Source organism: Streptomyces qaidamensis, from assembly GCF_001611795.1.
GTDB lineage: Bacteria > Actinomycetota > Actinomycetes > Streptomycetales > Streptomycetaceae > Streptomyces > Streptomyces qaidamensis.
The window spans coordinates 920,056-932,688 of sequence record NZ_CP015098.1 but is presented as its reverse complement, the minus strand read 5'-3'; the positions used below and the strand labels follow the sequence as shown (position 1 = coordinate 932,688).

The following is a 12,633-nucleotide window of genomic DNA, read 5'->3' as shown; positions in this document are numbered from 1 at the left end:
CGCCAACGCCACGGACAACAATGCGGCGGCGGCCGCCTTCCAGTACTTCGAAACGACACGCGATCTTTGCCTCACGATGTCACCTTCCATCGCTCTCAAAGGCGCCGAGATCCGGCGCACTTCCGTTGAAGGGCAGTCCCACGGCCGTTCCTTTGTCGATCAGGGCACTGCCGGCCGCGAGACGGAGATGGGGCAGCACGGGCAGGCTTCCGTCGGTCTGGCGGGGCGCGTCCCAGCCGGACGTCGACACACTCCGGAACTGGGAGTCCGACAGGGGCACGCCGAGGTTGAAGGAGTTGTACGCGGCGTTCGTGCCGGTCATGTTCGACGTCGGCGTTCCGGTGTAGGCGATGTTGTTGCGCAGATTGCCCCGGCCGACGGCCGCGCCGCGCGAGTCGACTCCCAGCATGTTGAAGTTGGGGCGGTTACCGTAGCCGGTGTTGTTGAAGAAGTCGTTGGCCACCGGGTGGTGGTTGGCATAGAAGCCGGCCGCCTTGTTGAGGAACGCCACCGAGGAGCGGACGGTGTGCTTCGGCGCGTTGGCTTCGTAGTCACCCCCGTAACCACCCGACTTGAAGCCGGCTCCGTTGCCGGAGGGCGTCGTCGTCCCCGGCACGTACCCATTGCGCCACGCCCACGAGTTCTCGATGATCACAGGCGAGTAGGTGGAGATGAGGTCGAACCCGTCATCGGCGTTCCACCACGCGCGGCACCCCCGGAACACGTTCGCCTGACGGCCGGCCGGCGTGTAATGCGCACCGAACCCGTCGGCGTTCTCGCCGGGCCCGTCATTGCTGCGCAGGTCGTAGTTGTCATGCGAGTCCGAGTTGAGGACGAGGTTGCCACCCCCGCCGTTGACGAACAGGCCGGTGCCCATGTGGTGATGGGTGTCGATCTGCTCGAAGATGTTGTTGCTGCCGGAGATCCAGATGCCCCAGGACTCGGCGTTCCGGTTGTTGTTCTGCGGAACACCCTTGACTTCCAGCCCCCTGAGGTGGATCCAGCTGCCGGTGACGTTGAAGCCCTTGATACGACAGTTGTCCGTCATCCGCGAGAAGTCGAAGACCGGCTTCTCGCCCGGATGCGCCCAGTACCGAATCGGGTTGCCCGAACTGCCGCTCTTGCTCAGGGTGATCGCGTCGACTCTGGCGGACTGGCTCGAACAGGCGCTGTTCGCCCGGGCGTAGGCGTAGGTGCCGCCGCGGAAATAGACTGTGTCACCCGCCTCGGCGACGGCCTGCGCTCGGGCGATCGATGCCCACGGAGCGGCCTGCGTACCCGCTGCGCCGTCACTCCCGTTCGGAGCGACGTAAAAGGTGTTCCCGGCCGCCCCACCGCTCGCGGACGCCGAGCCGGGGGCCATCGCGATGGAGCTCGCCGTGACCACCGAGAGCAGAAGGCCAGGGATGACGAACTTCGCGGTTCTCACAGCGTCAGCTCCCGGAGTAGGTGATGTTCGGCCGGGGTGGCCGGGCCATGCCGGCACCGAGGAAGTAGTCGACGTGGTGGGACTGCATGTATCCCTTGAGCGTCATGGCGTTGCGGTAGGCGGGGTTGTGCGCGAGCGTGTACAACCTGGTGCTCGTCGGGTGATCGGTGGTGAAGATGATCAGCTGGTTGTAGCTGGCGTTGGTGTACACGGCTTCCTCACGCCAGTCGCCGAGGATGTCGCCGTAGAAGGTGGGCTGGACGTCCTGGCTCGCGTCGACCGCTCCGTAGTTCGAGGTGGTGAGCAGCCGTGCCAGACTGTTGGTGGGCTTGGGGTTGTTCGGGTCCCACTTCTCGAACTTGCCGTCGTTGAGCAGTTCCATCGTGATGTCGCCGTCCCACCACAGACCCAGCTGCGGCCAGGGACGCAGCGAGGTGTTCGGTTCGGTGAGACGGTTGGCGGGTGCGTTGTAGAGGCCTGAGAAGGACCAGACCTCCATGCCGGGGAACCGCGGGTCGATGTCGCCGGCCATGCCGCGTCCCACGTCGGCGGTACCGGACGCGGAGTGCCGCCAGATCATGGAGCCGTTGGCGGCGTCGTAGTAGTACTCGCGCAGACCGCTGGGGTTGTCCTGCTGGACGCCGTATCCCTGCAGGCCCGGGCGGTCGGGGTCCATCTTGGCGATGTGGAAGCGGTCGCCGTGGATGACGCCCGCGGGGCCCAGGGAGTATCGCAGGGTGCCGTCGCCGTTGAGTACGAAGCCGATCTCGGCTACCTCGTCGGTCCCGTCGCCGTTGACGTCGATGACGCGGGTGTTGTGCCCGTCGGGTGTGTTCTGGTTGCCGCGCAGCCACTTCCACTGCTGGGTCAGGGACTGACCGGTGAACTGCCAGGCGCCCATCATGAGGTTGAACGCCCCGTTGCCCCTGCGATTCTTCATGAAGGCGACCAGACTGGGCCGGGAACCGTCGAGGTAGCCCACACCGAACCGGGCGTACATCGGGCCGTCCGCCAGGTAGTCCGTCGGCACGGGAGCGGTCGCGCGGGGCGCCCCGGTCATGCCGTCGAGAATTGCGATGAACTGGCGGTTGTTGTCGCTGTGGGTGAAGGTGGTGCCGTTGCCGAAGCGGACACCGTTGGCGATCCGCACGGCGACCTCGGCGCGGCCGTCGCTGTCGAAGTCGTAGACGGTCACGCCGTCGTTGTGGCCGACGTCGATGGTGGACGATCCGCCTTCGATGTTGTTCTGGTTGGTGCTGTTCGGCCCCATGTTGACCGACCAGAGGAGCTGCCCGTCGCGCCGGTAGGCCTCAAGTGTCTGCGGCGATGTCTGGCGATCCAGGACGAAGTCGTACTCACCGTCGCCGTCGAGGTCGCCGACCCAGACGAACTTCACCGGGCCACCGGCGCGCAGCGGTATGCGAACGGCCGGTTCGACGGCGTGGTTGGCGGTCAGGGTGAAGGCGCCGCTCGGTGGCTGCTCTGCGCCGTTGATCACGGGCCGTACCCGGTAGCTGTTCGATCGGGTCAAGTCGGCCGTCGGGTCGGTGAAGTTGGTGCCTCCGGTCAGGACTGCCGAGTTGAGCTTGACCTCCTGGCCTCCGGCAGCGGACCGGTAGACGTTGAACCCGATGCCGTCCGGATCGAGCCCCAGCAGTCGCCAGGAGACGAGAACACGGGTGTTGCTCGACCGCACGGCCACGACACCGCGGCCGAGGTTCTCCATCGGTCTGGCGGCCGCCGCCGCGACGCCGTCCGGCGGCGTCGCGGCACCCGCGTCGACTGCGAGCGTCGTAGCCACGACGGACAGGAGTAAGGCTGTGGTCCCGGCTGACGAAACCTTGATGGAACGTTTCATGGATCCTCCCGTGCAGGGGCAGGGCCCGTGCCTGCCTGAAGAACTTGACGCAGGTGCGGAGACTGCTTCTCGAAAGGCGCCGACCATGGGCGCGCTTCTTCAGAACTTCATGGCGCCGGCGGCCAAGTTGGCGATGAAATGGCGCGAGCCGATCAGGAAGACCCCGATCAGCGGGATCACTGACATGAGCGCTCCGGCGATGACCATCGACTGGTCGGTGGTGTGTGTTCTGGGCGTCCCTCCATGCCGTGTCGACGTTCTTGCCGGACTCCACGTTGGCGAGCTCGGCGGCGAAGACGGGGTCCATCACCCGGTCGTACGGGCTCTTGTAGACGCTCTTGACCTGCCGCGCCGACGGGCCGAACACCTCGATGGTGCGCTGCCCGCCGTAGAAAGGCCGAGGCTCACGCATCTCCGGCCTCGTGAAGGAGCGCGGGGAGGACGGGAACAGCGACATCTCCGTGAACGCCTTGACCTGGTTCTCCGGAGACTGCAGCCAAGTGATGAACTTGTACGCCGCTTCGGGGTTCTTGGAGTACTTGGTGATCGCCAGGAAGGACCCGCCGACGTTGCCGGAGCCGCCGGGCGGGGTGGCCACCCGCCACTTGCCCTCGGTCTTCGGCGCGGCCGACTCCGGGAAGGCGAGGCCCCACCACACCGCGCCGACCCCGACCGGCTGGCGGCCGCTGGTGATCACTCCGTACAAGTCGGGGGAGCCCTCCGGGGCACCGGCCGACAGGCCGTCCCTGCCGATCCGGTAGGCCAGTTCGAATGCCTCGCGCAGTTCGTCTCTGTCGCCGATGTACCGGCCGTCCCGGGTCATGAACTTGCTGCCCAGCTGGCCCAGGCGGATGCTCCAGACGTGGCGGATGTTGGGGCAGATCACCGCGCGCTCCCGCGACTTCCGCAGTTCCGTGCCCAGGGCGATGAAGCCGTCCCAGTCCGGGGCCCGGGCGGCGAGCTCCTTCGGGTCGGTGGTGATCCCGGCTTCCTGCAGCAGGTCGGCGCGGTAGAACAGCCCGGTGGGGCCGGTGTCCATGGGGAAGGCGATCATCCGGCCCTCGGGTGTGATGCACTCGTTCCACTTCCAGTCCAGATACCGGCTTTTCAGCTCGGCCGCGCCGAAGTCGTTGAGGTCGACGAGCACGTCCTGGTTGGGGAAGTAGGTGGCCACGTCGGAATTGATGCCGATGATGTCCGGCACCATGGACTTGCCGGCGAGCGCGGTACGCACCTTGGTGTTGAAGTGGCCGCCGATGTTGGTGCGGCTGAGTCTGAAGCCCTGGGCCCCGGGAATGCCCTTCGTCTCTGCCCGGGCGACCAGTTCGTCGCTCACCGACCGGTCCCAGGTCCACAGCGTGATCTCATCCGGGTCGCCGAGCGAGCGCTGCGACCCGCAGCCGACCGGCCCGAACCCGCCGGCTGCCGCTCCGGCGCCCAGCGCCAGGAACCGTCTTCGTGACACTGTCATCGACGCGTGTACCACCTTCCGGGCGAGCGGCCCGCCCCCTGATCCCTCGGGCAGTGGCCGAACAGACATCGCGAACGGCTGCTCTGGATGACTGGGGGCAGCGTGCTTGAGGAGGCTCAGCAGTGAGGCAGCCCGCGAACCGACCGGCCTTGGTTCGCTCCCGCCGCCGCGTGCTACCTGAGATACGCGGCGAGCGGGAGGTTCTTGCGACGCACGTCACCGGCGACGAGCCCTGCGACCCGCTGGGCGCCGTAGGTGTCGAAGTGGGTGTGGTCGTTGCAGAAGAAGGTGCCCAGGGGACCGCTGCCTCCGTAGTCGCCGTTGTTCGGGCAGAAGCGCAGACTGTTGTAGAGCGAGACACTGAGCGTCTGTAGGTCGATGACGGGCGCCCTGGTGGCGGATCCGGCGGCAAAGGTCTCGTTGACGAAGCCGCGGTTCTTGGTCGCTGTGCTGCCGGAACAGGTGATGGCGGCCACCGGGGTGACCAGCACCGGGTGAGCGCCCCGGGCCAGGGCGGCCTGCGCCATCATGGTCATCAGCTGCTGGTACCGGGCCGGGCCGACGTGCCGGGGGCAGGTCGAGGAGGAGTCGTTGATGCCGAACTGGATGAACAGGTAGTCACCGGCCTTCATTCCGGTGGTCGAGTTCAGCATCGCCTGCCAGCGGGACGAGTACGTGGTGGACGTGAGGCGGCACTCACCGTCCGAGCCCTTGGTGCTGCTCACGTTCCCCTCGTACAGCCAGGTCTGGATGCTGCGGCCTCCCACCGCCTGGTTCCTGACCGTCACGTCGCTGTTGAACAGGGCGTCGAACTGGCTGCCCCAGCCGACCGGACAACGGCCGGAACTCGGGTTGGCCATGGTGGAGTCGCCGGCCAGCCACACGGTGACCGGTGCGGCGATCGCCCGTGCGGCCGGGGCCTGGGCGCGGGAGGCACTGGTGCAGTTCGTGGCGACGCGGTCCGCCGCGGACGCGGCGCTGACACCGAGGCTCGACAGGGCGATCACGAGCGCGGTCGTGATGAGAATCCGTAAGTTCCTCAACGGGTCCCTCCTTGGGACTGGCGCCGGGCGTCGTCAGCGCAGGTACGCGGCCAGGGGCAGGCGCTGCTCGCGGATGCTCTGGAGCACCAGCCCGCCCATCCGGCTCGCGCCGTACTGCGAGAAGTGGGTGTTGTCCGTGACACCGTCGACGGACGAGCGCAGGTAGAGCTGTGCGGAGGCGGACGGGCCGAGGGACTCGACCAGCGTCTTGCTCTTGGTGGTCAGATCGATCACCGGCACGTTCTGCGCTGTGCCGACCGAGCGCATCTCGGCGGGCAGGTTCACTCCGACGCCGTTGACGTGCAGTGCCGTGGACGTGAGCCGGCTGCCGTTGAACTGCCGGCGGACCGGCGGGGTCACCAGAACGGGGACGCCGCCCTTCGCACGGACCTGCGTGATCATGGAGGTGAGGTTGCTCCGGAAGGCCGACGCGCTGGTCTGCTTGTCGTTGTGGCCGAACTGGATGAAGACCGCGTCGTTTGCCCTGACCTTCGGCAGCAGCGCCGGGAAGAGCGCCGAGTTCCTCAGGAAACTGCCCGAACTCTCCCCCGAGTCGGCGTAGTTGGCGACGGACGCTCCGGGACCCACCGCCGGCGTGATCATCTGGCCCCATCCTGTGTACGGGGCTGTGAACTGGTCGCACACGGTCGAGTCACCGGCCAGGTAGGCGACCAGCGGCTGGGTCGCCGGTTTCACGGAGACGGCCGACACCTGCGGGTTGGTCCCCGCGAACCGGATGTCCAGACCGGGGTTTCCGGTGCCTCCCTGGCCGGTCGGCTGGCCCTCCGGCTGCCGCACATTGACCGTGAACGAGTATGTGGCGGCGGCACCGGCCGCCGTCTTCGTCGCCGGAAGCATCAGGCGCCGGGCCTCCACCCACATGTCGGTCTCGGCGGCAGTGGCACCACCGATGGAGACCGTCACGTCGTAGTTGCCGGGTGAGACCGCGTAGTGACACTTGATCGGCGCAGTGCCGGAACAACCGGCCGGCAGTGCCCGCGTGGCGGTATCGGCATGTGCCGCACCGGTGCCGACCAGCGTCGCAAGGGTCAGCAAACCTACTGCTCCCAGCCTGACTCCGTGCCCTTCGAGATGCGATGTCATGCTCATTACAATCACCAATCCCAATCAATCCTTGCGGGAAAGTTGCCCGGGCTGAGATTCATGGCCCGTCGCTCAGGCCTGGGTGAAGCCGTTCATGATGATGGAGGGCCGCTTCGTGGCGGAGTCCCAGGCGCCCATGTTGTAACCGGTGAACGGGGACATGCACTCCGGCTCCCAGTAGAAGATGCCCTGCCCGCCGTTGGCCTTGAGGGCCTTGATGTAGGCGACCAGTGCGGCCTGGGTGGAGGAGGCGCGGTCCACCCGACCACCGAACTCGCTCTGCAGGAACGGTTTGCCGTAGGCGTCGGAGATCCTCTTCATGTTCCCCACGATCCCGGCCGCGACGTCGGCGCTGCCGTAGGAGGAGAACACCGACATGTCCCACTTGCCGCCGTTCGCGGCGAAGCGACTGAAGAACGTCGTCATCACGTCGTACTTCTGCGGCTGGGCCAGGTGGATACACACGGTCGAGTTCGGTGACACCGCCTTGACCTGGTCGTACGCGGCGTTGAGCAGTCCGGTCAGCTGCGCCGGGCTGGAGATGCTGCCGACGGGGCGGCAGATCCCGCTGTTGATCTCGTTGCCGATCTGCACCCAGGTGGGGAGCACGTCGTTGTTCTTCATGACCGTCATGGTCTGGTTCACGTACGTGCCCATCGCGGTGCGCATCTGGCTGTAGCTCATGTTCCGCCAGGCCGCGGGCGGGTTCTGCACCCCGACGGAGTTCCAGGTGTCGCCGAACATGTAGTCGAGCATGATCGACATCCCGGCGGCCTTGACCCGCTTGGCGAAGGCGGCCACCTCGTTGATGCCGCAGTGCCCGTTGGCCGGGTCGTTGGAAGGGTTGACGAACGTGCGCAGGCGTACGGCGGTGATGCCGTATCCCTTGAGGATGGTCAGCAGGTCCTGGGTCTGCCCGCCGGCGTTCTTCCAGGAGTAGCCGCGGGCCTCCATCTGAGGTGCCCAGCTGATGTCGACGCCCTTGACGAAGCCCGCCGCGGCCTCGGCAGGCGTCTCGAGTTCGGCGAACGCGACGGCGGTGGCGAGCGCCCCGGCGGTGGCGGTGGTGGCCTTGAGCAGGGTGCGCCGGCTGATGTGCCCGGCAACTGGTGTGGGGGGTTGCGGGGGCATGTCGGTCCTTCCTTCCGTCGACCGCGGGTGAGACGTCGCGGGCGACGGAGAGCGGGTCAGTGAGTAAGAGACTTCCAGGAGCGGTGCGGGTGATGGGGACAACTGGCGCTCAGGAACGCGGAGTTGGCTTTGCCCGAATGCGGTCCCGCCGCCCTCGGTGCGGCAACAGCCAAGGCTGGAGTGCAGGTCGGAACTGTGAGCGATCACAGAGGTGGTGCGACGGAGGTGCGCAATCGCATCACAACGAACTCGAGGTGCATCATGCAGCTTCTCGATCGGGCACGAAGCTGTCAACCATTATTCATCAATCCATGGAAGAAACAGTGCGATCCTGTGGGGCGGGGGCTCGCCGTTCCTCGGCCCTGAGCTGTCTGAAAGGGAAGGGGGCAGCCCAGTTCAAGTGCCCTTTTGGGAGGAACGCAGCGACGAGAAAGGGGCTGTGCACCGGAGATCTCTGGGCTCGCACCCGCACACGCTCGAACAGAAGAAGCCACCGCGCAACGACTGAGTACCTGCCGCCCCTTCTCGACACGGTCCGCGCCCGAGACAAAGATCCCTCGACTTTGTGAAACGTGCTCCCAGACGCGGAGCAGTTGAGCTTCTTCGGCTGCGCGCGCAGTTGACGAGATCGCACAGCGGCATCGCCACCTGGCCCAACTGCGCGCGCCCACGCGGTGTGTAGAGGTAGATTCCCGTCGCCGAGACCCGGGCCCTGTTACCTGCCGGACGGAAGACCGGAGCCGGCAACACTGCCGCTCACGCCGGTCATGATGGCGTTGATGATGCCCTGCTGGGTCACCGTGAGCGAGTGCCGGTTGAACAGCCCGAACCCGTACCGATCGGTTGCACCGTTGTCCCAGTAGACGGCGGCCGCGCCGTATTTCTTGGCGGTGGCCGCGACGGCCCGTGCGAAGTCCGCACGATACCTGTTGTTCGACGAATCGAATGATGACTTGTCGATGGCGCCGTACTCGCCCACCACCACCGGATACCCCTTGGCAACGAACACGTCGCGCATCTTCTTGAGCTGCGCGTCCAGATAGTCCTCCTGCCCCCAGGTCGACGTCCTCGATGGGTTGGTCGCTGCTCGGCCCCATTGCGTGATGGTGCCGCTTTCCTCTCCGGCGAAGTCCCACGGGCTGTAGTGATGAACGGAGATCATGATCCGCCGCTCATGTGCGGGAATGGAGGGGGAGCGGTACTGGTCGGACGGAAGCGCGAAGCCGTAATTTCCCGCGGTGTAGTCGATGTTCGTGTTCCAGCCGGGCACGAGCAGCCACCTCGAACTGTTGTTGCCGCCCGTTTTCCGCACGGTGTCCACGAAGATCTGGTTGTAGCTGTTGATGTTTGAGTAGCACGGTTGGGTCGGGCGGCCGTACTGCCCGTCGAACTCTTCGTTCATGGACTCCAGGATCAGGCGCTGGTCGTAGTTCTTGAACCTGTTCGCGATCTGCTGCCAAACCTTCTCGTACTTGGCCTTGATCGTCGCCTGGGAGGGCGAATCGCAGATGAGCCAGGAGCCGTTGACGGTCTTGTACCCGTCGCCGTGCATGTTGATCAGCACATGCAGGCCCCTGTTGTAGGCGTAGTTGACGACTTCTTGGATTCTGTTCAGCCAGGAGGCGTTGATCGTGTAGTTCGGGCCGGGTCCTATGTGTCCCAGGTAGGAGACCGGGATCCGGATCGTCTTGAACCCTGCCGCCCTCACTTTGTCGATGAGGGCCTGCGTTACCGTCGGCTGGCCCCACGCCGTTTCGCTGGGGTATCCGTTGGTGGTGGCTTCGAGTTGGTTCCCCAGATTCCAGCCCGCGCCCATGTCGGCCACTATCTGCGAAGCGCTTGTCTCTGCCACGGTGTCGGCCGATGCCTGATGCGCCGCGCCGTACACAGATGCGGCAACTGCCAACAGGACGGCAAGGAAAATGACTTTGATCTTCCCTGCTAGTGAAACCATGGGCTTTCCTCTCTTGCGTCCTTGAGGGCGTAGGACCCCAAGCGGATCTATCTGTACGAGTGGGAGCGGCCGGAGCCGTCTGCTGTGCGGGCGGTGGTGTCCACGCCGGCCCGGAGACGACACAGTCGATTGCGCGGTGGCTGACCTCGCAGGCGTCCGTGGGCGGCCACGCACCCCGCATGGCTCGGATGCGCGGCGATCACGGCAGACGCGCCCACCCGGGCCGTGTGCGGTTGCTCCTCAGCCGAGGGCGGATTCCCAGGTGGTGGTGGAGGAGCTGGCGTCGGCGCGAAGGCGGTCGCGGGCCGCGGTGTCGCCGTACAGACTCCACCGCATCCAGTCCACGAAGGTGTTGACGGTGCGGGAGTCGCCGAAGTAGTTGCTGTGACCGGCGCCGCGGAAGGTGAGGAACGCCTTGGCGGCGGGCAGTTCCCGGTACGCCTGACGGGCGGAGGAGATCGGGCACGTCCCGTCCCGGTCGCCGTGCATGAACAGGACCTTGGCGCGGACCGACGGGCTCGGGCTCCCCATGTCCACGCAGGACATGGGGACCGCGGCGGTGATTCGTGCGTCCGGCCAGGCGGTCAGCAGTCCGTGGGTGGTCATGCCGCCCATCGAGTGGCCGGAGACGCCGACCCCGACCGCCGTGTTGATGTGGCCGGCCAGCGGGCCCCCGGCCGTGTTCAGGGCGAGGGTCCGGGTGATGACCTCGGAGACGTCCTTGGACTGGTTGCCGTTGTAGACGTCTTGGCCACGGAGGTTGGCGAAGTGGGGGGCGGGGACGATGAACCCCGCCTCGGCCAGGGGGCGGATGATCGCCAGGGACTTCTGCGGGCTGCTGCTGAAGCCGTGCATGAACTCGCAGGCCGGGAAAACGCCCTGCGCGACGGGGGCGTTGGCGACCGGGGAGCCACCGGGGGCGCCCGCGGCGGGATAGTAGACGTAGGTGGTCCACCGTCGGCTGCCACGGCTCCAGGCGTACTGGCGCACGCCGACCGCGAACCGCTGGGCCGGAGCTCCTGCCCGCGCGGTGGCACCTGCTTGTCCCGTGCCGAGCAGGGACATGCCTACGCCCGCGGCTCCGGCTGCGCTCAGGGTCAGGAAACTGCGCCGTTGCATGGTCATGAAGACTCCTGGTGGGGGGTGTGCGGAGCGCTGCCCGGGCAGGTGCCGGAAGAGGCATCGTCGATGCCGCGGCGGGGAGACTGACCGGGGTGGTGGGGGGGCGGTGGTGGGGGTGGTCAGGTCGGCGAATCGCGCACGGTGGAGGACGTTCCGGTCCTGCCGTGGTGGTCGTGAGGCCTTGCTGGCAGAGACGCGGCGAGCCGCTGAACACCGGCCGGACCGTGACTCATTGAGGGAGCAGCTCTTCGCGCCCACCTGCCCGCCTGTCTGATGGGGAGGTGTTGATTCTGCGGAAGCGGTGCAGGGGATGCCTCTCCTTCCACTCGTCGTGTGCTGCACCTCTGGGAGCGTTCCCACATGTCTTGCATCAGGTACATTCCCGATCGGGTGCCGATCTGTCAATCATTGGCGCCCAACTCTGTTGTCTTCGACGCGCATTCGACAGATCGCAGGCGCAGGAGCACGGTGTGACGTCTTCGCAGCCCGCCCGGTCACATTCGACGGTCCGTCGTCAGCCGTGGCCGATACCCGCACTCATGCCGGCGATCGTATGGGCCCTGATGTCGGGGTGCGGTCCCTCGGCGAATCGGGTCACCACGGAGCGGACATGGTCCTGGGCCGGCTGGAACAGTCCGTCGTACACCGCGACGCAGACTTCCCGCGCCCGCGACCGGGGCCAGTCGGGCGGCAGCAGCCCGATGGGGAGCAGCGGGTCCAGGATGGGGAAGTGCCGGTAGGCGTGCATGACCTCGGTCCGTGCGCGCACCGCGTCGGCACCGGTGACGCGGTCGGTGCTGATGTGCGCGAGCAAGCCGCTCCAACGGTCGATGAAAGCCTGGTAGTGCCCGGCGATGCCGGGCAGGTCCCACGCCTCGACCGGGTTGCGGTCGATCTCCGTGCCCAGATCCTCCTGCCGCGCGCGGAACACGGTCACCGCTCCCCGCGCCAGGTCGGCCACCTCGATCCGCCCCTTGGGGGTCAGGGGGTGCGGCGACACCCAGAGCGCGTCGTACAGCGGCGCGAATCCGCGCCAACGCAGCGCGGTGCGTAACGCGCGCCGCCGCGTGCTCTCCTGTTCCGGGACGGAGAAGGCGATCAGTGTCCACCTTCCGTCCCAGGAGTCGGGTTGGGTGGTGAAGGTGGCGATCGAGCTGGCGCCGCTCCACAGGTCGACGGCGGCCTGCGACGTCAGCCGGTAGGAGCTGTACCTGCCTTGCCGGCTGCCCTCCAGCACCCCACGGCGCATCAGCCTGCTGATCGTCGTACGGGCGGCACCCGCGGTCACGCGGAACTCTCCGAGCAGCGCCACGATCGCCGCCGAGGGCAACCACGCCCGGACGGGGAATGTGTAGTCGGCGATCAATGTCACCGTGAGTCCCTGCGGCGATACGTTGCTCTGCCACCCGGGCGACCGCACGGGGCCGACGGCGCCGTCACCCTCGTCGGAGAAGATCTCCTCGAGGTGGGACAGGTTCGGCAAAGTCGGCTCCGGCGCGGTGGACAGGGTCGGCATCACTG

At 66.8% G+C, this 12,633-nt stretch carries 8 protein-coding genes and 2 pseudogenes; all 10 read right to left on the bottom strand.

What is annotated here, in order from left to right:
- Nucleotides 1–79 precede the first annotated feature (79 nt).
- Nucleotides 80–1,429, bottom strand: coding sequence for a right-handed parallel beta-helix repeat-containing protein (locus tag A4E84_RS04145; RefSeq protein WP_107308260.1), 1,350 nt, complete (start codon nt 1,427–1,429; stop codon nt 80–82).
- A 4-nt stretch (nt 1,430–1,433) separates the two neighbouring features.
- Nucleotides 1,434–2,825 (bottom strand): rhamnogalacturonan lyase family protein, encoded by a 1,392-nt coding sequence (locus tag A4E84_RS04140; protein WP_237305169.1) that lies wholly within the window; start codon nt 2,823–2,825, stop codon nt 1,434–1,436.
- 126 nt (nt 2,826–2,951) lie between these two features.
- Nucleotides 2,952–3,155: pseudogene (locus A4E84_RS44280) on the bottom strand (rhamnogalacturonan endolyase family protein); the annotation flags it as partial.
- Between the two features lie 559 nt (nt 3,156–3,714).
- Nucleotides 3,715–4,758 (bottom strand): annotated as a pseudogene (locus A4E84_RS44275) (ABC transporter substrate-binding protein); the annotation flags it as partial.
- Between the two features lie 173 nt (nt 4,759–4,931).
- Complete coding sequence (locus A4E84_RS04120) at nt 4,932–5,801, bottom strand: SGNH/GDSL hydrolase family protein (RefSeq protein ID WP_062925227.1); 870 nt, start codon at nt 5,799–5,801, stop codon at nt 4,932–4,934.
- Nucleotides 5,802–5,834: 33 nt separating this feature from the next.
- Complete coding sequence (locus tag A4E84_RS04115) at nt 5,835–6,857, bottom strand: rhamnogalacturonan acetylesterase (RefSeq protein ID WP_237304819.1); 1,023 nt, start codon at nt 6,855–6,857, stop codon at nt 5,835–5,837.
- Between the two features lie 120 nt (nt 6,858–6,977).
- Nucleotides 6,978–8,036: a glycosyl hydrolase 53 family protein gene (locus tag A4E84_RS04110; protein WP_062925226.1), complete on the bottom strand. Its 1,059-nt coding sequence runs from the start codon at nt 8,034–8,036 to the stop codon at nt 6,978–6,980.
- A 715-nt stretch (nt 8,037–8,751) separates the two neighbouring features.
- Nucleotides 8,752–9,990, bottom strand: coding sequence for a glycoside hydrolase family 5 protein (locus A4E84_RS04105; RefSeq protein ID WP_079128856.1), 1,239 nt, complete (start codon nt 9,988–9,990; stop codon nt 8,752–8,754).
- Between the two features lie 240 nt (nt 9,991–10,230).
- Entirely contained in the window at nt 10,231–11,115 is an 885-nt protein-coding gene (locus tag A4E84_RS04100) for an alpha/beta hydrolase family protein (protein ID WP_062925225.1), read from the bottom strand.
- A gap of 511 nt (nt 11,116–11,626) precedes the next feature.
- Nucleotides 11,627–12,628, bottom strand: coding sequence for a PaaX family transcriptional regulator (locus A4E84_RS04095; RefSeq protein WP_062925224.1), 1,002 nt, complete (start codon nt 12,626–12,628; stop codon nt 11,627–11,629).
- Between the last annotated feature and the right edge of the window lie 5 nt (nt 12,629–12,633).